General features: G+C 54.6%; 21 protein-coding genes. 18 read left to right on the top strand and 3 right to left on the bottom strand.

Annotation, left to right across the window (positions count from 1 at the left end; genetic code table 11):
• Positions 1-84: 84 nt before the first annotated feature.
• The gene (locus RUE5091_RS20690) at positions 85-918 is read left to right on the top strand and encodes a 3-oxoadipate:acetyl-CoA acetyltransferase (RefSeq protein WP_058283838.1); all 834 of its coding nucleotides are present in this window, start codon (positions 85-87) and stop codon (positions 916-918) included.
• Between the two features lie 70 nt (positions 919-988).
• Here the strand turns inward: RUE5091_RS20690 and RUE5091_RS20685 are convergent, their stop codons facing one another.
• A complete protein-coding gene (locus RUE5091_RS20685) occupies positions 989-1,276 on the bottom strand; it encodes an Lrp/AsnC ligand binding domain-containing protein (RefSeq protein ID WP_058283837.1) in 288 nt (95 codons plus the stop codon).
• Between the two features lie 64 nt (positions 1,277-1,340).
• On the opposite strand from RUE5091_RS20685, the gene RUE5091_RS22770 reads away from it, so the two are divergent.
• Positions 1,341-1,481, top strand: coding sequence for a cupredoxin domain-containing protein (locus RUE5091_RS22770; RefSeq protein WP_243470839.1), 141 nt, complete (start codon positions 1,341-1,343; stop codon positions 1,479-1,481).
• Positions 1,482-1,853: 372 nt separating this feature from the next.
• Here RUE5091_RS22770 and RUE5091_RS20680 read toward each other — a convergent pair whose 3' ends face one another.
• Positions 1,854-2,615 carry a helix-turn-helix transcriptional regulator gene (locus tag RUE5091_RS20680; RefSeq protein WP_058283836.1) on the bottom strand — a complete coding sequence of 254 codons (762 nt, stop codon included), beginning with the start codon at positions 2,613-2,615 and terminating at the stop codon, positions 1,854-1,856.
• A 129-nt stretch (positions 2,616-2,744) separates the two neighbouring features.
• Between RUE5091_RS20680 and RUE5091_RS20675 the strand changes: the two genes are divergently transcribed.
• From RUE5091_RS20675 to RUE5091_RS20635, 9 genes are all read left to right on the top strand, one after another.
• Entirely contained in the window at positions 2,745-4,721 is a 1,977-nt protein-coding gene (locus tag RUE5091_RS20675) for a CocE/NonD family hydrolase (protein ID WP_058283835.1), read from the top strand.
• A gap of 21 nt (positions 4,722-4,742) precedes the next feature.
• Positions 4,743-6,308 (top strand): ABC transporter substrate-binding protein, encoded by a 1,566-nt coding sequence (locus RUE5091_RS20670; RefSeq protein ID WP_058283834.1) that lies wholly within the window; start codon positions 4,743-4,745, stop codon positions 6,306-6,308.
• Between the two features lie 86 nt (positions 6,309-6,394).
• Positions 6,395-7,333: an ABC transporter permease gene (locus RUE5091_RS20665; RefSeq protein WP_058283833.1), complete on the top strand. Its 939-nt coding sequence runs from the start codon at positions 6,395-6,397 to the stop codon at positions 7,331-7,333.
• A gap of 12 nt (positions 7,334-7,345) precedes the next feature.
• Entirely contained in the window at positions 7,346-8,203 is an 858-nt protein-coding gene (locus RUE5091_RS20660) for an ABC transporter permease (RefSeq protein ID WP_058283832.1), read from the top strand.
• Positions 8,200-9,180, top strand: coding sequence for an ABC transporter ATP-binding protein (locus RUE5091_RS20655; RefSeq protein ID WP_058283831.1), 981 nt, complete (start codon positions 8,200-8,202; stop codon positions 9,178-9,180). Before RUE5091_RS20660 ends, RUE5091_RS20655 begins: the two co-directional genes overlap by 4 nt.
• Positions 9,177-10,100 carry an oligopeptide/dipeptide ABC transporter ATP-binding protein gene (locus RUE5091_RS20650; RefSeq protein ID WP_058283830.1) on the top strand — a complete coding sequence of 308 codons (924 nt, stop codon included), beginning with the start codon at positions 9,177-9,179 and terminating at the stop codon, positions 10,098-10,100. The genes RUE5091_RS20655 and RUE5091_RS20650 overlap by 4 nt, the downstream gene beginning before the upstream one ends.
• Positions 10,101-10,111: 11 nt before the next feature.
• Positions 10,112-11,758, top strand: a complete 1,647-nt coding sequence (locus RUE5091_RS20645; protein ID WP_058283829.1) for an amidohydrolase — start codon at positions 10,112-10,114, stop codon at positions 11,756-11,758.
• Complete coding sequence (locus RUE5091_RS20640) at positions 11,758-13,263, top strand: M81 family metallopeptidase (RefSeq protein WP_058283828.1); 1,506 nt, start codon at positions 11,758-11,760, stop codon at positions 13,261-13,263. Before RUE5091_RS20645 ends, RUE5091_RS20640 begins: the two co-directional genes overlap by 1 nt.
• Before the next feature lie 234 nt (positions 13,264-13,497).
• Entirely contained in the window at positions 13,498-13,908 is a 411-nt protein-coding gene (locus tag RUE5091_RS20635; RefSeq protein WP_243470838.1) for a PhnE/PtxC family ABC transporter permease, read from the top strand.
• Positions 13,909-13,976: 68 nt separating this feature from the next.
• Here the strand turns inward: RUE5091_RS20635 and RUE5091_RS20630 are convergent, their stop codons facing one another.
• Positions 13,977-14,405, bottom strand: a complete 429-nt coding sequence (locus RUE5091_RS20630; RefSeq protein ID WP_058283827.1) for a MerR family transcriptional regulator — start codon at positions 14,403-14,405, stop codon at positions 13,977-13,979.
• A 213-nt stretch (positions 14,406-14,618) separates the two neighbouring features.
• Here RUE5091_RS20630 and RUE5091_RS20625 point away from each other — a divergent pair, with 213 nt between their 5' ends.
• Genes RUE5091_RS20625 through RUE5091_RS20600 form a run of 7 tightly spaced genes read left to right on the top strand, consistent with a single transcriptional unit; the run spans position 14,619 to position 18,754 of the window.
• Positions 14,619-15,182, top strand: a complete 564-nt coding sequence (locus tag RUE5091_RS20625) for an SCO family protein (RefSeq protein WP_058283850.1) — start codon at positions 14,619-14,621, stop codon at positions 15,180-15,182.
• Positions 15,183-15,187: 5 nt separating this feature from the next.
• Positions 15,188-15,610, top strand: coding sequence for a disulfide bond formation protein B (locus tag RUE5091_RS20620; protein WP_058283826.1), 423 nt, complete (start codon positions 15,188-15,190; stop codon positions 15,608-15,610).
• Positions 15,607-16,266 (top strand): DsbA family protein, encoded by a 660-nt coding sequence (locus tag RUE5091_RS20615; RefSeq protein WP_058283825.1) that lies wholly within the window; start codon positions 15,607-15,609, stop codon positions 16,264-16,266. Before RUE5091_RS20620 ends, RUE5091_RS20615 begins: the two co-directional genes overlap by 4 nt.
• 18 nt (positions 16,267-16,284) lie before the next feature.
• Positions 16,285-16,446: a hypothetical protein gene (locus RUE5091_RS23890; RefSeq protein ID WP_243470837.1), complete on the top strand. Its 162-nt coding sequence runs from the start codon at positions 16,285-16,287 to the stop codon at positions 16,444-16,446.
• Complete coding sequence (locus RUE5091_RS20610; protein ID WP_243470836.1) at positions 16,447-16,764, top strand: copper chaperone PCu(A)C; 318 nt, start codon at positions 16,447-16,449, stop codon at positions 16,762-16,764. It begins immediately after the preceding gene.
• Positions 16,764-17,390 carry an SCO family protein gene (locus tag RUE5091_RS20605; RefSeq protein WP_058283824.1) on the top strand — a complete coding sequence of 209 codons (627 nt, stop codon included), beginning with the start codon at positions 16,764-16,766 and terminating at the stop codon, positions 17,388-17,390. The genes RUE5091_RS20610 and RUE5091_RS20605 overlap by 1 nt, the downstream gene beginning before the upstream one ends.
• Positions 17,387-18,754, top strand: coding sequence for a M23 family metallopeptidase (locus RUE5091_RS20600; protein ID WP_058283823.1), 1,368 nt, complete (start codon positions 17,387-17,389; stop codon positions 18,752-18,754). The genes RUE5091_RS20605 and RUE5091_RS20600 overlap by 4 nt, the downstream gene beginning before the upstream one ends.
• The last annotated feature ends 79 nt before the right edge of the window (positions 18,755-18,833 follow it).

The raw sequence follows: 18,833 nt of genomic DNA, 5'->3' as shown, positions 1-18,833 counted from the left end.
GGAGTTGTTGATGCGTTCCCATTTCCGCTCATAAATTGACTTAAGAAATTCAATCATCAGCCTCACCATTGAAGAAAACTCGCCATGAAAAAACCCTGCATAATCTGTGTTGCCATCACCGGTTCGCTGCCCACAAAAGCCGACAATCCTGCGGTACCGGTCACGATCTCTGAGCAAGTGAATTCGACACATGAAGCCTTTGAGGCTGGCGCATCAATCGTGCACTGTCATGTCAGAAATGACGACCAGTCTCCCAGCTCAGATCCAGAACGATTTGCCCGGCTGAAAGAAGGAATAGAGCAGTACTGCCCCGGTATGATCATACAGTTTTCTACGGGTGGCCGTTCGGGCGCTGGCAAAACGCGCGGAGACATGCTTTCACTTCAGCCGGACATGGCGTCGTTATCTGTCGGCTCCAACAATTTCCCGACCAGAGTTTATGAGAATCCGCCTGATCTGGTGGCCTGGCTTGCATCTGAAATGATCAGATACAACATCACTCCGGAAATTGAGGCCTTTGATTTAAGCCATATCCACAAAGCCGTAGAAATGCACAATGCTGGAGCGTTGCACGGCCGTCTATATGTTCAGTTCGTCATGGGTGTTAAGAATGCAATGCCTGCAGATCGAGACACATTGAACTACTACATTCGTACTCTCAACCGGCTTTCGCCAGAAGCCGAATGGTGCGCGGCCGGGATCGGACGCCATCAAATTGAGTTGAATGAATGGGCAATCGCAGCAGACGGTCATATTCGCACGGGCCTTGAGGATAATGTCCGCCTCGACAAAGAAAATCTCGCGCCGTCGAATGCAGCTCTTGTGAAACGGGCCACCGACATTTGCCACAAATACGAGCGGCCCGTTGCGACCGCCCAACAGGCGCGGGAGATCTTAGGATTGAAGAAGCTGGTTTAACATCAAACCAATCTATCTGCATTTTATTGGCGGAAAGCAGGCTTGAAGCCCAGCTGACCAACAGTGTGAGCTAAACAGGGATGATGACCGAGCTTTTGACGGTGCGCATACTCACGAAACTCTCAACCTTGGCAATGCAAGGCAACTTTGTGAGCCTGTTCATCAGGAACGTCTCATAATCAGTGATATCTCGCGCGACGGTCTTGATCAGATAGTCGTATGAGCCAGTCATAAAACTGCATTCAATAACATTGGGGTATCCCTGGATGGCTTTCTCAAATTCTTGAGTGGCGTCGCGCCCTTGATTGTTCAGGATGACGCTGACGTAGACAACTAGTGAGAAACTCAGCAAGGACATCGAAGTCACGTTCGAAAGACCAGGTATCTATGGCTACGTGTGCGCACCGCACGAAGCCATGGGCATGGTTGGCCTGGTTATCGTGAATGGCGAAGGCAAGCTGGCTAACCTGGAAGCATCGAAATCCGTGAAACATCGCGGTCGCGCCAACGTTGTCTTTGATGAACTTTGGACCGAAGCGGAAGCGTCAGGCTTACTTAGTTAACCGGTGCTGCAGTGTCGCGCGTCTTTCGCGCAAGAGTAGTTGAATGGAAGCGGCTCCACAGTTTTCCACGAAGAAAGGGTAATAGCCCTCCCGTCTGATTGGCTTGGCTTCCTGCTGATCAGACTAGACCGGACATTCTCAACAACAGTGCGTTCCAGGTCTCTATTGATCCGAATGCGTCCACAGAGCCGTCTTGCAGCGGTTGGGATTTTTGATCTCAGGCCTCAAATATACCAGTCAAACGTTAGAGATTAAGAGTACGTCATCAGCACGTTTGCGAAGTTGATTGCGCAATGCCTGGATGAAAATGCGTCCTTTGAACTGTATATCGCACCAAGGAAACCGCACCACCGCTTATGTCGATCCGACGATTCAAGCCTCGGTCAGGTGCTTCCTGACAGTTGGGTCGATCTTATTGCTTTGGATTGGGTAAATACCACAAGCAGCAATTGCCTCGCGCGCAGTGACACGCTCGTGCAATCGTTTCCAGATTGTTTTGGCAGCATAGGGATGAGGGTACGGGCGCCAGGCGACGCCCATGGTCATTCCTCGCAGATACTTCAGCTGCTGGCGATGAGCGGAGTACAAGATGGTATTGGCAACGCTACCTTCGCGCGCGAGTTCGTGTTCAGTTACAAATATCCTGTTGCCACGCATTGTCACTAAGCCAGCGTAACGCGAAATCTGGTGCGTGCTTTTATCCTGTGAAGTGGCAATCTCCCGGGAGCGGCTCGTGATAAGTCCATCCACTTCCTGAATGCGGATCAACGAACAAAAGATCTTTCCTTCCCAAGATGGCGTGCAGAAGTATGAATGATAGAAACCTGCGTAACGCCGAAGGTTTTTCTGTTGCCCCCGAAAGGGATCCAAAAACGCGTCTGTAGGTGTTTTGCCAACTTGCGGTAGGACACCCTTTAGCATGCGTTCAAAGCTTGTTGTTTCAGCGAACAGGTCCGCTTCTGTTAGATCGAAGTGACGCGCAATTCGGCGCATGTTGTGGGCTGAAGGAAGGCTAGAACCATTCAGATAACGATTGAATTGCTGCCTGTTGACGCCGATGTCGCGACAGATCTGCGAAATGCTGCCGTGTTCTGCACATAAAGACTTTAGGTTTGCGGAAAAATTTTCTGTCATAGGTAAAACCTTTCGCGTTTTGACGCTATATCACTACAGATAGCGTCAGTTCGCATAAGTTCGCACAATTTGTTTTCCCTGCAAATTAGTTTCTTCTTGGGCATCAGTTCGCAACAGACAAGCTTCTAGATGCCAGTTCAAACCATCGAAAACACATGGATCACACTCTCCGATGGGCGGAGGCTTGCTGCGCGTATCTGGTTACCCGACACAGGTCCAGCACCGGCCATATTGGAATACCTGCCTTACCGCAAACGCGATGGCACAGCGCCTAGAGATGAAACTACCCACAGAGTTTTTGCCGAGGCAAACTATGCATGCGTCCGGGTCGACATAGCTGGCACCGGGGACAGCGAAGGGCAATTCGACGACGAATACTCTGAGCAAGAACTGCGTGATGGCGAGAAAGTAATAGCCTGGATCGCGGCGCAGGATTGGTGTGACGGTCATGTCGGGATGATCGGAATATCGTGGGGCGGATTCAACGGCTTGCAATTGGCCTTTCGCCGACCACCAGCTTTGAAAGCTGTGATCAGCGTCGCCTCGACCGTGGATCGCTATGCGGATGACATCCATTTTATGGGTGGATGCCTGCTGAGTGACAACATGAACTGGGGCAGTCAGATGTTCGCTTATCTGACGCGCCCTGCTGATCCGGACATACGTGCAAATTGGCGAGAGGATTGGCTGGCACGCCTGCAAAACGTGCCATTCTCTGCTGCGGATTGGCTGCGCCACCAAACCCGTGACTCTTATTGGAGGCATGGCTCTGTTTGCGAGGATTGGTCTGCCATTCAGGTCCCGGTTTTGGCAATCACAGGGTGGGCGGATGCCTATGTGAATGCGCCTCCAGCTTTGGTGGAGAACCTGACGGTGCCAACCAAGGCCGTTATTGGACCGTGGGAACACCGATATGCGCATATTTCGAAACTTGATCCCGCAGATTTCCACTCTGAAGTTATCGGGTGGTTTGATCGCTGGCTGAAGGGCCAGGAAAATGGTGCTGAGGATTTGCCTGCCTATCGGACATACATGCAGGAACACTTTAATCCGACGCCGCAAAATGGGCCTCGGCAAGGTCGTTGGATTGCAGAAGCAAACTGGCCGTCGCCGCACGTACAGGAACAGATTTTGCATTTGGCACCCGGTGGATTTTCCGAAGGCCCGAACACTGGTTCCGTAGCTATCGCGTCGCCTTGCCATATTGGTCTGCAAAGCGGGTATTTCTGTGCCGGCATGCGGATCGACAATGAGCTGCCCGGAGATCAGTCAAGCGATGACGCCATGTCGGTCTGTTTTGACAGCGCGCCATTGCAAGCACCGCTGGAGTTACTGGGGCGCGTTAAATTGAAGTTTCAGTTTTCGGTAGATAGGCCTGTCGCCCAGCTTGTTGCGCGACTGTGCGATGTGTCGTCCGAGGGTATTTCACAACGTATCAGCTATCGGTCGCTGAATCTGTGCCACTACCGCAGTCATGAAACGCCCGAAACCCTACGGCCCGGAGAGATTTACGAGGCCGAGATTGCCCTGAATGAATGCGCGCACCGATTGCGTGAGGGCCATGTTTTGCGGCTGGCCTTGTCGACGTCTTACTGGCCGATCGTCTGGCCGGCACCGAATGCCGTTGAGGTGACATTGCATTTGCAGGATTGCTCCCTGCATCTGCCGGTGCGCGAAGTCATGCATGAAATACAAGCTTCTGAGCCTAGCCGGGCTCAGGATTACCCGGTTCTTGATGCCGAGCAACTTCGGTCACCTGCGTCGCAATCCGAGCAGATCGAGACCGAAGACGGCCAGATAGTTCTGAAGACGTTTGATGACTACGGTAAATCGCGCGATCCCTACCACGATCTGATTGTCGGTAGCGATGTGCGCATGCACTACGGCATTCACCCAGGTGATCCCTCCACCGCATGTTTCGAGACGGCTTGGAATTTCACTTTTGAACGAGAGGATTGGCAAGTCGCCATCTCAACCCGGTGCCGCATGAGTTGCGATACGCAGAATTTCTATCTCTACCGCCAACTACGCGCCACTGAAGGCGCAGACGAAATTGAAGTTCTGACAAAGGAATGGTCCGAAACCGTTCCGCGTGGGCTTCTGTGATTTAATCCAAGGGAGGATACTATGAAGATCGAATGGACAAAGGCCAATGTAGGTCGCCGGGGGTTCCTGAAAGGTGCAACCGCTCTTGGGGCGGCCACGGCGCTTCCGATGGGGTGGGCAAACCGCGCGTTTGCGGCGGACGATGGTGTGCTGCGGGTGCGGGCTTATGGCGATGCACAGAACATGGATCCGGCACATTCCGTTGGAGTCGTCGAAGAAGAAGTACATGCATCGATCTACAACAAACTGATCCAGTACAAACCAGGCGAGGAATGGGGCTGGCAGCTGGATGCGGCGACGATGATCGAACAGGTTGATCCAACCCATATCAAGTTCGCATTGCGTGACGATATCGGATTCACCAACGGATTTGGCGCCATGACCGCCGAGGACGTCAAATTCAGCATGGAACGGATCGTGGACGACGCGACCGACAGTCCCAACAAGCCCGATCTGGGGCCATTCAGCCATGTGGAGGTGACCGGTGAGCGCGAAGGCACGATTGTGCTGAATAAGCCTTTTGCACCGATCTGGTCGATCGCCCTTCCGTACATTACCGGCAACATCGTCTCAAAAGCAGCGGTCGAAGCTGCCGGTGGCCGGATTGGCGCTGATCCGGTTGCCGAGTCTGGCCCTTACCTGCGGGACAGCTGGTCGCCCAAGGAAAAGACCGTTCTCAAGCGTAACCCCGATTGGAAAGGGGATGCTCCTACCTGGGATACTGTCGAAATCTATCCGATCGACGATGAAAACACGGCCGAGATCGCGTTCGAGGCGGGTGAACTGGATGTAACCCGCGTATCGCTGGGCTCGGTCGAGCGTTATCGTGCCGGGGTTCCCAATGGTGGATCGCTGGTCGAGAAACCCTCCCTGTATTATGTCTGGATGGGAATGAACGTAGACCATCCGAAGCTGCAAAATCAAAAACTGCGGCAGGCGATTCAACACGCGGTGGATGTACCCAGCATTCTGGAGGCGGCATATTTTGGTGCTGCGGAACCAGCAACTGGCATTATCGCACCGGGCCTTGCCGGGCATAGGCCTTCTTCGCTGGTGCCACCGGCGGCGGATTTTGAAAAGGCGGCGCAACTGCTCGCGGAATCCGGTGAAACCAACGTTACACTGACTCTGGATACGCTGAACAAGACGACTTTTACAACAACTGCCCAGATCATTCAGGCAACGCTGGCACAGATCGGGATCACGGTTGAGGTGAACGTTCTGGAATCCGGTGCGTTCTGGGCATCTGGAGACAATGAGAACCTGCAGCTTGTTCTGAACCGCTATTCGATGACCCCGGACCCATATTATGCGACGTCGTGGTTCACGCCCGAACAGATCGGAAAATGGAACTGGGAGCGTTTCAACAGCCCTGAATTCAATGAAATTCATGAAACCGCGGCTGCGGAAACGGATATCGCAAAACGGGCAGAAATGTATCAGCGCGCGCAGGATTTGATGGAAGAAAGCGGCGCTTATCGCTTCATCACCCACGAGGCCACACCGGTTATTCACAGCGCACGCGTCATTCCGGCACTGCGGCCAGATGGCCTGTCTCTGCTTCGGTATTTCGGCAAGGCGACCTGATCTCCCCAGGTCGACCGGGTGCGGCGGGCGCGTGACGTTCGCCGCACCAAAAACAACGCCATCAAGCCACAAGGAGCCAGTTGGCTATGTTGAATTTCGCAACCCGTCGCTTCGGGCTGTCGCTGCTCATCCTGTTCGTGGCGGTCACCGCCATGTTCCTGATGATCCGCGCCGTGCCAGGCGACCCGGTCCAGATCATGCTGGGTCCGCGCGCCACGCCCGAGCTTCAGGCCCAACTCACCGCAGCGCTGGGGCTTGATCAACCAATCTGGAAACAGCTTTTGATCTTCTATGGGAATCTTCTGCAGGGTGACCTTGGAACCGATGTTTTCTCGGGCCGGTCCGTGACCGAGATTGTGTTCCAGCAGTTGCCATTCACTCTGGAACTGATTTTTGCCTCGATCCTGTGGTCTGCAACACTGGGGATTGCACTTGGCGCATATGCAGCTGCGCATCCAAACACGTTGATCGACAGGATCGCTGCTGCCGTTTCAGTCAGCTTTGTCGCTGCCCCAGCCTTTGTTGTTGCACTCTTGGCGCTTTTGATTTTTGCCGTGCATCTGCAATGGTTCCCGGCAATCGGCGCCGGAGAAGGGTTCTGGGACCGCCTTGACCATCTGGTTCTGCCCGCGTTCGCCATCGGCCTCAGCTGGGTTGGCTATATTGCCCGGCTGGTGCGGGCGTCGATGCTGGAAGTTATGGGCGAAAGCCATGTGCGCACGGCCCGAGCATTTGGTATCGCTGAGCGACGTGTGGTCATGGTTTACGCATTGCGTATCGCCATTCTGCCGGTGGTCACAGTGATCGGGGTTGGGATGGGCTTTCTTCTCAGCTCGGCCGTTTTTGCTGAAATCGTCTTTGCCCGTCCAGGCTTGGGCAAGTTGGTTATCGATAGCATTACGACCCGTAACTACCCGATTGTGATGGGCACGGTCCTTGTATCTACGGCGTTGTTCGTGGTGTCGACCGCATTGGCTGATCTGATCAATGCGTTGCTCGACCCACGTGCACGCACAGCTCATTGAGGAGGGAGCGTTATGGAAAAATCTCGTTCCGAACTTGGCCAGATTGTAGTCGGCGTCGCCCGCGACCCGCTTGGTCTTATGGGCTTAATCATCGTCGGTGTTATCGTATTCTGCGCCATCTTTGCCTATTGGATCGTGCCCTATGACCCGATTGCGATGGATATCAAATCCCGCTTGCAAGGACCGTCCGCGGCACATCTACTGGGCACAGATCAACTAGGGCGCGATACGTTTTCGCGGGTAATCGCTGGGGGCCAAGTTGCGCTCAAGGTGGCGTTGCCCGCCGTGTTCGGCGCAATGGCGATTGGCCTGACGCTGGGCATGATTGCTGGGTATGGGCCGAAATGGCTTGATAACCTTCTGATGTTGTTTTTCGATACCATCCGATCATTTCCGACGGTAATGTTCGCGCTGGCCGTTGTCGCCCTAATCGGGCCCAGCCTGCAGACGGTGGTCTTCGTCGTCATGGCAACCTCAATCCCAACTTATGGGCGCGTTGCGCGAACTCAGACACTGACGCTGCGCAACTCTGAGTTCATTCTGGCCGAGCGGTCGATGGGGGCCAGCATGGCGCGCATTCTGGGCGTGCATATGCTGCCTAATATAATCGGCGTGTTAGCGGTGCTAGCCGCGATGGATATCCCCACTGTCATCGCGCTGGAGGCTGGCCTGTCCTTTTTGGGGCTGGGTGTGAAACCTCCGACTCCCAGCTGGGGGGCATTGCTTAAGGATGGCTATTCCCTGATCCGCCAGACGCCTTGGCTGGTGGTAGGCGGAGGCCTTCCGATCATTCTGGCGACGCTTGGCTTCACGTTCCTGGGTGAAAGTCTGCGCGACGTAGTTGACCCGAAACTGAGGAAACAACGATGACCGAAACACTTCTGGAAATCGACCACCTCAGCGTCGATTATGAAACTGGCCGCGGCGACCTCAAAGCCCTGAGAGACATAACTTTCGACGTCAACAAAGGTGAAATCGTCGGCATCGTCGGGGAATCCGGCTGTGGCAAATCCACCCTGATCTCATCCATCCTGCGTTTGACCGCACCCAATACGCGGTTCCGCGAGGGAGAAATCAGGTTCAAGGGGCAGGACCTGTTGCAGGCCTCCGAACGACATATGCGCGACCTGCGCGGGGCGGATATGTCGATTGTCTTTCAGGATCCTATGCAAACCCATAATCCTGTTTTGACCATCGGGCAGCAGATGCTGGACATTCAGCACCGTTCAAAACAGTCAAAAGCCGACAAGCTGGCCCACGCGGCCAAGATGCTGGGCGCTGTTGGCATTCCCGATCCCGAAGCGCGGCTGAAGCAGTATCCGCATGAATTCTCGGGTGGCATGCGCCAACGGATCGCCATCGCAATGGCGTTGATGTCAGAACCCGACCTTTTGATTGCGGATGAGCCGACAACGGCGCTGGATGCGACGCTTGAGGTGCAGATCATCGAGCGCCTGCAAGAGCTGCAGCGCGAGTTTCACTGCGCCATCCTGTTCATCTCGCACCATTTGGGTGTAATCGCAGAACTCTGCGATCGGGTGGTGGTGATGTATGCGGGCGCGGTTGTCGAAAGCGGGGATGTGCGTGAGATTTTCCACGATCCCAAACACCCCTACACCCGCCGTCTGATCGAGTGCGATCCTGGCCACATCAAAGAGCGCGCCCGTGTTTTGCCAACCATCCCCGGTGAAGTGCCCGATCTGGCCAACCTTCCGGAGGGCTGCATTTTCCGGGACCGTTGTGATCAAGCCATGTCACGCTGTGCCACCGAAGTGCCGCCACTGGATCAATTGAAAGAAGGCCATCACGCAGCATGCTGGCTGAACCACGAGGAGGTCACAACATGAGCTTGCTAAACGTCGTGGGCCTAAAAACCAGCTATGGCCCGGTCAATGTATTGGCGGGTGTAAGCTTTACCGTAGAACCCGGCGAGACCTACGCGCTGGTTGGTGAAAGTGGTTCTGGCAAAACCACGGTTATTCGCGCCATTGCGGGTCTCGCGCCTGCGCAAGATGGTTCGGTTACTTTTGAGGGTCAGGAAATTCGGGGCGCGCCGGAAAGTGTCATGCGCCCGTTGCGCAAAGACATGACAATGATGTTTCAGGACCCAGTCGGCAGCCTCTCGCCACGCCTGACCATCCGCAGCCTGATCACCGAACCCTATCGCATTCAGGGCATGAAAGACCGCGATCTGGATGCCGAGGCCAAGCGTCTGTTGGAAATGGTGAACCTGCCTACACATTTTGCAGACCGGTATCCTTATCAACTGTCAGGCGGCCAGGCGCGGCGTGTGGGCGTAGCACGCGCATTGGCGTTGGAACCCAAGCTGATCCTTGCGGATGAGCCAACAGCTGGTCTGGATGTGTCGGTACAGGGCGAGTTGCTGAACCTGCTCAACGATCTGCGCGAAAGGCTGGGTTTGGCGATGGTCATCATCACGCATAACCTCAGCGTTGTGCGCCACGTGGCCGATAGAATGGGCATCATGTATCTGGGCCGTTTGGTCGAAGAGGGCACAACCGAGACGATCTTCAACGACCCGCGCCATCCCTATACGCGCTGTCTTCTGAGTGCCAATCCAGAGCCGGACCCGGACGCGCGATTGGAACGGATCGCCCTCAAAGGGGAACCTCCCAGCTTGCTCAAGCGTCCTTCGGGGTGTGAATTCCGCGAACGTTGTCCTTTTGCCAAGGACATATGCACCCAGACCCCGGAATGGGAAGTGAACAGCGGCCACGGGCTGCGTTGTCTGGCACCACTGTCTTAGTAGGAAATACAATGCCAAGCACACTCTACTTTAATGGCACAATCCTGACCATGGATGCGCAGAACTCTTCGCCAGAGGCAGTTCTGACCGAAGGCAACAGAATTCAGGCAGTGGGTGCTGAGGCTGACCTGCGCGCACGCATGCCTGCGGACGCGCACGAGTATGACCTGAACGGTCGCACTCTTATGCCAGCCTTTATCGACCCGCACGGGCATTTCCCGGATCCGGGGTTCATCCGGCTGTTTCGTGTTGACTTATCCTCGCCCCCATTGGGCGATTGCAAGAATATGGAGCAGGCGCTGGACAGGCTTCGGGAAAAGGCCAGCACAACGCCCGACGGTGAATGGGTCATGGGGGTGTCGTTCGACAATACGTCTATTCTGGAAAGCCGAATGCCCACGCGGTCTGAGTTGGACGGCGTGTCCCAACGCCATCCAATCTGGGTTATTCATGCGTCTGGCCACAACGGCGCAGCAAATTCTCTTGCGCTTGAGAGGCGCGGTGTTAGCCGTCAAACACCCGACCCGGAAGGCGGCCGCTTTGGCCGTGACACAAGAACCGGAGCCCTGACCGGATTGATCGAAGGGCTTTCGGCAATGGGTGAGATGGGCGACACGGATTTCCTGATCGACCGCAAAAGGTTTTGGAAGGGCTTTGACGCCTGTCGGGATGAATACCTGTCGCACGGAGTGACCTATGCCCAAAATGCCTGGGCGTCCCAAACCATGCTGGACCACTTCGCCAGTCTGCCTGCAGATAAGGACCCGGGAATTGACATAGAACTCTTGCCAGTGGGAAGTCTGGAGCCTGAGTTGTCTGCTGACTGGATCGACGCGAACTGGCCCGGTAACCCGCATTTCACACTGGGGCCGCGCAAACTGTTCACGGACGGAGCCTTTCAGTTACAGACCGCCTTTCTGTCTGCCCCCTATTTCAGACTGACGGACCCGGATCATCCTTGTGGTATGGTTTATACTTCGCAAGGTCAGCTGGATGCTGACGTTAGAAAACTCCATAGCAAGGGCTTTCAGATTCATTGCCACTGCAATGGGGATGCCGGCGCGGAGATGTTCATCGATGCTGTTGAAAAAACGCTTCACGTGCACCCACGCGAAGATCATCGTCACACAATTATTCATGGTCAGGCTTTGCGGGATGATCAGTTAGAGCGTATGGCTCAGCTTGGGCTTACCGTCAGCTTCTTTCCCGCTCATGTATATTATTGGGGAGATCGTCATTACGACACTTTCCTGGGGCCTGAGCGGTCCGAGCGGATATCCCCAGCGGCGTCAGCTGAACGGTACGGCGTGAGATATACGATCCACAATGATGCCTCAGTCACGCCGACACGCCCGATCCACCTGGCCCATTGTGCAGTAAATCGAAAGTCTGGCTCTGGCCGCGTGCTTGGCGAGGATCAAAAGATCAGCGTTCTGTCAGCTTTGCGTGCCCAGACCATCGACGCAGCCTGGCAGGTCTTCAAAGAGGATCAGCGGGGATCTATTGAACCTGGTAAAGTTGCCGACTTTGCGGTCCTTTCGCGTAACCCTCTTCATGATCCGGACAGCCTGACAGAGACACGGGTGCTTGAAACGATCCGCAACGGTCAAAGAGTATTTGCTGCCTCGCATGCCAAACAAAAAATCGAGCTCACCTAATGACGACCAAGCGTATTGCAATCGCAGGATTTCAGCATGAAACCAATTGTTTTGGTGTGACAAAAGCCGGTCTGCACGAGTTTGAAATGGCGGATTCCTGGCCCGGTATGTTGCACGATGGACAGGTTATCTCGGATACCGAGGGCATGAACCTTCCCATCGCGGGTTTTGCCGCAGCGGCAAAGGAGGTGGGTTTTGAGGTCATTCCGGTACTGTGGTGCTCTGCTGAGCCATCCGCTCATGTAACGGATCATGCGTTCGAAACGATTTGTGAGATGATGTTGAACGGAATTCGGGACGCAGGGCACATTGATGGCGTCTACCTAGATCTCCATGGGGCAATGGTTACCGAAAGCTTTGCTGACGGTGAAGGAGAAATTCTGCGTCGTGTACGTGAAGCCGTAGGTCCCGAGGTTCCAGTTGTCGCAAGTTTGGATCTGCACGCCAATGTATCCTCCGAGATGGTCGAACACGCGGACTACCTGTCGATCTTTAGAACCTATCCTCATTTGGATATGGCGGAAACCGGCGCCCGCTGTGTACCTATCCTGCAGCGTTTGATAGCGGGTGAAACACTTTCTAAGGCGTTCCAACCGGTGCCTTATCTCATTCCCCTGCATGCGCAGCATACCGGATCCGCGTTGTTCAACGAAATCTACCAAATGCCAGTTAGATTTGAGCGGCAGGAAATCTTGGCCGAAATTGCTCTTGGTTTCACAGCAGCAGATTTCCCGGACACCGGCCCGTCTTGCGTTGTCTACGCATCCACAGCCCAGAAAGCCGCCGCGGTCGCTGAAGAAATCGTCACCTTGTTTATTTCCCGGGAAACCGACCTCGATTGTTCTATGCTGTCTCTGGTGGAAGCCGTTTCGACTTGTCGTCAAAAGCGGAAGAAACCTGTTGTTCTCGCAGATGTTCAGGACAACGCCGGTGCAGGCGGAACGTCTGATACCACGGGACTGTTGGCCGCGCTGATTGAAGGTGGGACAAAGAATGTCTTGATGGGTTTGTTCCATGATCCGGAAAGTGCAAAGCAAGCCCATGAGGCTGGGGAAGGCGCTTTGGTCGAATTGGCAATTGGCGCAAAGTCCGGTTTGGCTGGCCAGATTTCAGTCAGAGCCGAGTTTGAGGTTCTGGCTTTGGGTGACGGCACTTGCCGCTATACCGGAGAAATGTATGGGGGTGGTGTCGCAACGCTTGGCAAGACGGCGGCGCTGCGTTTGGTTGGGCAAGAGGCCGAAATCGATCTTGTTGTCACAAGTCTACGCAATCAATGTCTGGATCGCGCGCATTTTACTCATATCGGCCTAACCCCTGAGAGTTATTCAGTGATTTGCGTCAAAAGTACCGCACATTTCCGGGCAGATTTTGAGCCTATAGCAAGAGATGTATTTGCGGTTTCTTCTCCAGGCGCTTTTCTCTGCGACCTTGAAAGAATCTCTTACAAATGTGTCGCCAGACGACTGCCTAACACTTGCAATGCTTCCACCTGCCGACAAAAATGAAGGTCAATTTAATTCGGAACTACTCATTCTCCGGCTGACCAATGAGAACAGGCATGCGATCGGGAGGCTTCCATTCTGTCGCTTGATTGAGAGGGTAATTTGAAAGGAAAGTGCTACTCGAAGCCGTGTTGAGGCGTTACGGCAAGCTGCTCACAATTCCTTTGATCTGAATGTCAGCTTTCGGCGTCGGATTTCAATTTTAACGCAAGTGCAGCGCACTTCTGCTTGCCCCCTATGCTAATGGTCGGTGCTGTTGGGTTGGGTCCACTTCCCGATATTCTGGCAATTACATTTCACGCGACCGGCATGCTGGCAAAGTTCTATGCGGAAGCCATCGACAACGTTGCTATCGCTCCTGTGGCGGCGCTTGAAAGCGCGGGAGCCAACAGAATTCAACAGTTGCGTTGGGCGATCTGGCCGCAGATGGCGCCTGTGATCATGCGCGATATCGTATTTCGGTTTGAGCTAAATCTGCGTGAAAGCTTGATACTGGGCATTGTCAGTGCCGGTGGCATCGGGTTGTATGTGCAAACCTATGTACGGTCGTTTCAGTATGAAAAGGCTGCGACCGTGACGTTGGCAATCATTGTTGTGGTTTCTTTGTCAGAGGCACTGAATACAGCGTTACAAAAACGATTTAACTAAATCTCTAGCTTGCATTCCTTCCCCCATGAGGGGCAATCTCAGGGCCTGTATTAAACCACCTTTCAAAGTCAGGCGCCGATGTCTTCGTGATCAGTAAGACATTCGGAATGATCGCGTAGAACTTCGAGAACGCGACAATCCGAGGTGTTGCCGCCACTGCATTCATGCACCATGCGCTCCAGCTCGGTCCGCAACGCTTCTAGCCGCTCCATTCTTTGCTCAATCTGTTTGAGTTGCCGGCGCGCGATACTGTCGGCTTCATGACATGGGCGATCCGGATCGTCGGACAAATCAAGCAGTTCACGTATCGCCTCAAGCGAAAACCCCAATTGGCGGGAATGACGGATGAATGCAAGGCGATCCAGTTCGGCATGGCCGTAACGCCGCTGGCCACCTTCAGTGCGTTCCGGTTCCGGCATTAGTCCGATCTGCTCGTAGTAGCGGATCGTCTGAACCTTGGTTCCTGTCTTTTTTCCGAGCGTTCCGATCGTCAGCATTTGGGTCCCCTTGCAAAGTTACAGCTTATGTAGGTTCGCGTCGGTACCGCACAATAGTAACTTCCAGCCGGTGGACCTGTGACACCCAGCCGCAGGCTCAAAATCCCCTTTGAACCTCTAGCAGGTAGAGGGTGTACATGCCGTTCTGAAACAAGAATCACAGGTGGACGGCTAACTTTGAAACTGACCGTATTTCAGAAAATCTTATGGGTACTGGCTGGTGTCGCAACGGCGGCATTTGCCTATCTGATGCTGTGGTCAGAATATAGACCTGCGCGGATTGAGGAGGGGTCTGTCCCGTTCGAAGCCAGGTTCGAACTGACAGATCACTCTGGCGTAGTTCGTACGCAGAACGACTTTGCGGGCAAATGGATGTTGGTGTTTTTTGGGTTCACCAACTGCCCGGACGTATGCCCGACAACACTATCTGAGGTAGCAGCAGTGCAGGAAGGCTTGGGAAACCAATCAAACCAAGTGCAACCCATCTTCATTTCAATTGACCCCGAACGCGACACTCCGGCCGTCCTGGCCGAGTATGTACCACTTTTCGATGCGGGGATCATTGGGCTTACAGGCACGCCAGAACAGATTGCGCAAACGTCTAGGACCTTTCCGATATTCTACGAACGGATCGAACAAGCCGCTGCACCGGACGGGTATACGATGGGGCATACCTCTCATCTGTTTCTGTTCAATGAGGAAGGTGGGTTCGTTCAGTCCTGGTCATATGGCACGCCTGCAGAAGAAATTCTTGCGGATCTGGAACAGAGACTCTGATAGCTATGCCCCAATTTTCCAAAGATACCCTTCTCGGCCTGGCCTGGGCGCTTGCCCTGGTTGCCTCTCTTTCTGTTCTGTTCATTGGAGAGATCCAGGGGCAGACGCCCTGCGTGCTTTGCTGGTTCCAGCGTGCGTTCATGTTCCCATTGGCGATAGTACTGGGGCTTGGTCTCTGGTGGCAGGACCAGAACGTGGGCCGCTATGGAATAGTACTGGCATTGGGAGGCGCCATTGTCGCCTTGTGGCACATGGGCCTGTATGCCGGTCTGATCCCCGAAAAGATCCAACCATGCTCAGCTAGCGGTCCGTCCTGCACGGACGCAAATCAAACCGTTTTGGGCATCCCGATTCCGCTGATGGCGCTCGTTTCATTCGCGCTAATCGGCGTTCTGTGCGCCCTTTCACTCAAGGAGAAACAAGTATGAACAGACGTGGCATGATTTTGTCCGTTCTCGCATTCGGTGGTGCCGGTTTCGGAGCCGCCACCTGGTACGTGAATCGTCCGACTGCTTCAAGCAATACCGAGCCTGTCGCACCTGAGATCGCTGAAACGCTCATCCGTTCTTACTCGCCTGTTCTTGGCCCCAAGGACGCACCGGTTACAATCGTCGAATTTTTCGATCCGGCTTGTGAAGCCTGCCGTGCCTTTCATCCGGTCGTGAAGGACATCATGGCACAGCATGGAAACCTCGTGCGCGTCGTGATCCGGTACACCCCTTTCCATGGCGAAGGCTCAGAGGAGGCGATCCGCGTGCTAGAGGCGGCACGCATGCAGGGGGTCTTTGAGCCAGTGCTGGAGGCCGTGCTGCGGGAGCAGCCCAAGTGGGCCGCGCATGGCGCGCCTGAGCCTGGCCTTATTATTCGGATTGCCGCAGTCGCGGGCCTGGATGCCGAGGCAGCGCAGGCGCAAATGCTCGCGCCCCAGACGGTTGGCGTACTCAATCAGGATCGCGCCGATGTCGAAGCGGTTGGTGTACGGCAAACTCCCACATTTTTTGTCAACGGCAAATCGCTCGATCCGTTTGGTGAGGCCGAATTGAGACACCTGGTCGCTGCAGAAATTGCAGCGCTGCAAAGCTGATCTGTAGCGAGAGGTACAATGAGACTCACTGCAATAAATACACTTCTGGCAGGTGTGCTAAGTGCATTCGGTCTGACGGTCATTTTCTCGGCGCCGGTACTGGCAGGGGGTGAAGATGTTGTCGTTGAAGATGTCTGGTCGCGCGCTTCTATCGGCAACAACCGGCCGGGGGTCGCTTAAATGACGATCCGCAACACCGGCAATGAGGCCGTCACGTTGACGTCTATCCGCACAGATATTGCGATGATGCCTGAGATTCATGAGACGTCGACCAATGCAGTGGGCGTCAGTTCCATGGCACCAGCTGGCGAGGTTGAAATTTCGCCTGGCGGGTTTGTTGCGCTTGAGCCCGGCGGGCTCCACGCAATGCTCATGCGACTGCAACGACCTATGACCGAAGGTGAAAGCTTTACGCTTATCCTTATCTTTGCCGATGGCGCAGAAAAGACCGTCAATGTTCCGATATTTGGCATTGCTGCGCGAGGCCCCGAGAACTGATGCGACGGCGACGCGTGCTCACATTTGGGGCTGCTGGAGTTGGTGCAATCGGCCTGACACTCTTTGCCGGATGGTGGCAAGTGGATGGGCCGGGAGCGGCTCAATCTGATCGCCTTCGTCCCCTTGCGTTATCGGACATGAACTTTCGCATGGTCGATCACGAAGGGGTCCCCGTGACCCCGCAATCGCTGGTCGGACGAGCGACAATGGTGTTCTTCGGGTTCACCTACTGCCCGGATGTTTGCCCGACAACACTCTCAGACATTTCCCTCTGGCTGGATGATCTGGGCAAGGACGCGGATGAGTTGAACGTCGCGTTCATAACCATAGACGCTGAAAGGGACACAGTCGAAGCGATGGCAGATTATGTCAGCTACTTTCATCCGGCTATTCGCGGATGGGTCGGCATATCGGACCAAATCGCTCAAGCCGCAGACGATTTTCGCGCCACTTATGAAAAAGTTCCGATGGACGATGGCGACTACACCATGAACCACACCGCAAGTGTTTTCCTGTTTAGCCCCACAGGCGAGTTTGTCAGCACCATCGACTATCATGAGCAGAGAGAATTCGCTGTGCCCAAGATCCGTCGCGCTTTGAAAAGTAGAACGGACGAAACCTCATGAGAGCAAAGATTTTAGCGACCACTGCAATCGCGATCAGCAGCGTTTCGATTGCTTCGATCGTGTTCATTGCATCGAACAGTTCTGAAATGAAGGCGCCTGCACCCACGGTCTTTCAGGTGCCCAAACTCCCTGCGGAACCACAGGTCACATCGGTTTCGTTGTTGAATGTACCATCGGCAGAACTCGCTCCAAGCCCCGTTTCGTTTCGACCTGCTCAGCCGAAACCCATTCAGGCAGAGGAATCTTTACCACCTGTTGAACCGCCTTCACGAACATGGACGCGCAAGCTTGCGGTGGGTGACACACTCGACATCGTGCTGTCTGAAGCCGGGATCAACGCAACCGATCGCGCCGAAATCGCACTTGCTCTAGGCGCTGAGTACGATTTGCGACGATTACGCCCGGGCCACTCCATAACAGTCGTTGAAACGGCAATGGATCAACCGTGGAGTGTGGAACTCGCCGTGGAAGATGGCGTAAGAATTGAAGTGATACTAAGCGAGACGTTTTCCACACGCGTGGTCTCACCAGAACCCGACACAGTCATTCTGGCCCTCAAAACGGAGATCGAAACTTCGATCTCATATGCACTGAGTAGCGCTAAGATCCCGGTTCGCTTTGCGATGGATCTCGCTCAGATGTTGAGCGGCACAGTGGATTTTCGGAAGGATCTGACAGGAGGTGAAACACTCCGTCTTCTCTGGCGCGAAGAAAGTATCGACGGCGAAAAGGTAGGCCAGCCGCAACTCATTTTTGCGGCGCTGGAAGTTGATGACCAACTCTACGAAATAGCATGGCCGGACGCGGAAAATGGTAGCGCCACAATCTATCTCGATGGTGAGCTTCTTCGCGTCTTTTCACAGCCAGTTGAGGGCGCGCGCCTGAGTTCAGTCTTTGGTCGGCGAAAACACCCGATCTACGGAAATGTGCGGATGCATACAGGTGTTGATTTTGCTGCCGCACGCGGCACTCCGGTACATGCGACAGCTCCGGGCCGCGTGTCTTATGTAGGTTGGCGCGGGGGGTATGGGCGCGTGGTTGAAATCACTCATGGATCGGACACGGTCACGCGATATACGCATCTTAACGCTACCGCCGATGGTCTATCCAACGGTCAGCGTGTGGAGGCCGGTGAACTGGTTGTGCGTGTCGGTTCGACCGGCACCGCGACCGGCCCCAATCTTCATTATGAAGTATTGGTCGACGGGCGCCCAACGGACCCGTTTTCTGACGACCGGCTTGCTGCCGCTGCAAATAACGAGGTTGAAAACGAAGCAACGCGAAAACGCTTAAGAAATGCTCGGGCTCAGCTTGAGAAGCAGCTGGGCAGTCCCGTCGCCAAAAAAAGCGAATCTAATTCGTGAGAGTTTCTTAAAACGGCTTCAGGTGCGCGGCTATCAGTTTGCCGGTATGCGCGCCTGAAGCGAACTGCACTGCAGAAGA

This window comes from Ruegeria denitrificans (assembly GCF_001458295.1).
GTDB classification, from domain to species: domain Bacteria; phylum Pseudomonadota; class Alphaproteobacteria; order Rhodobacterales; family Rhodobacteraceae; genus Ruegeria; species Ruegeria denitrificans.
The sequence above is the reverse complement of the archived record's forward strand: the minus strand, read 5'-3'. Positions and strand labels throughout refer to the sequence as shown.

Excerpts from the sequence above, each read along its gene's own strand:
- RUE5091_RS20690 (WP_058283838.1), top strand. The coding sequence starts at position 85 with ATGAAAAAACCCTGCATAATCTGTGTTGCCATCACCGGTTCGCTGCCC.
- RUE5091_RS20685 (WP_058283837.1), bottom strand. The coding sequence starts at position 1,276 with ATGTCCTTGCTGAGTTTCTCACTAGTTGTCTACGTCAGCGTCATCCTG.
- RUE5091_RS22770 (WP_243470839.1), top strand. The coding sequence starts at position 1,341 with ATGGTTGGCCTGGTTATCGTGAATGGCGAAGGCAAGCTGGCTAACCTG.
- RUE5091_RS20680 (WP_058283836.1), bottom strand. The coding sequence starts at position 2,615 with ATGACAGAAAATTTTTCCGCAAACCTAAAGTCTTTATGTGCAGAACAC.
- RUE5091_RS20675 (WP_058283835.1), top strand. The coding sequence starts at position 2,745 with ATGCCAGTTCAAACCATCGAAAACACATGGATCACACTCTCCGATGGG.
- RUE5091_RS20670 (WP_058283834.1), top strand. The coding sequence starts at position 4,743 with ATGAAGATCGAATGGACAAAGGCCAATGTAGGTCGCCGGGGGTTCCTG.
- RUE5091_RS20665 (WP_058283833.1), top strand. The coding sequence starts at position 6,395 with ATGTTGAATTTCGCAACCCGTCGCTTCGGGCTGTCGCTGCTCATCCTG.
- RUE5091_RS20660 (WP_058283832.1), top strand. The coding sequence starts at position 7,346 with ATGGAAAAATCTCGTTCCGAACTTGGCCAGATTGTAGTCGGCGTCGCC.
- RUE5091_RS20655 (WP_058283831.1), top strand. The coding sequence starts at position 8,200 with ATGACCGAAACACTTCTGGAAATCGACCACCTCAGCGTCGATTATGAA.
- RUE5091_RS20650 (WP_058283830.1), top strand. The coding sequence starts at position 9,177 with ATGAGCTTGCTAAACGTCGTGGGCCTAAAAACCAGCTATGGCCCGGTC.
- RUE5091_RS20645 (WP_058283829.1), top strand. The coding sequence starts at position 10,112 with ATGCCAAGCACACTCTACTTTAATGGCACAATCCTGACCATGGATGCG.
- RUE5091_RS20640 (WP_058283828.1), top strand. The coding sequence starts at position 11,758 with ATGACGACCAAGCGTATTGCAATCGCAGGATTTCAGCATGAAACCAAT.
- RUE5091_RS20635 (WP_243470838.1), top strand. The coding sequence starts at position 13,498 with ATGCTAATGGTCGGTGCTGTTGGGTTGGGTCCACTTCCCGATATTCTG.
- RUE5091_RS20630 (WP_058283827.1), bottom strand. The coding sequence starts at position 14,405 with ATGCTGACGATCGGAACGCTCGGAAAAAAGACAGGAACCAAGGTTCAG.
- RUE5091_RS20620 (WP_058283826.1), top strand. The coding sequence starts at position 15,188 with ATGCCCCAATTTTCCAAAGATACCCTTCTCGGCCTGGCCTGGGCGCTT.
- RUE5091_RS20615 (WP_058283825.1), top strand. The coding sequence starts at position 15,607 with ATGAACAGACGTGGCATGATTTTGTCCGTTCTCGCATTCGGTGGTGCC.
- RUE5091_RS23890 (WP_243470837.1), top strand. The coding sequence starts at position 16,285 with ATGAGACTCACTGCAATAAATACACTTCTGGCAGGTGTGCTAAGTGCA.
- RUE5091_RS20610 (WP_243470836.1), top strand. The coding sequence starts at position 16,447 with ATGACGATCCGCAACACCGGCAATGAGGCCGTCACGTTGACGTCTATC.
- RUE5091_RS20605 (WP_058283824.1), top strand. The coding sequence starts at position 16,764 with ATGCGACGGCGACGCGTGCTCACATTTGGGGCTGCTGGAGTTGGTGCA.
- RUE5091_RS20600 (WP_058283823.1), top strand. The coding sequence starts at position 17,387 with ATGAGAGCAAAGATTTTAGCGACCACTGCAATCGCGATCAGCAGCGTT.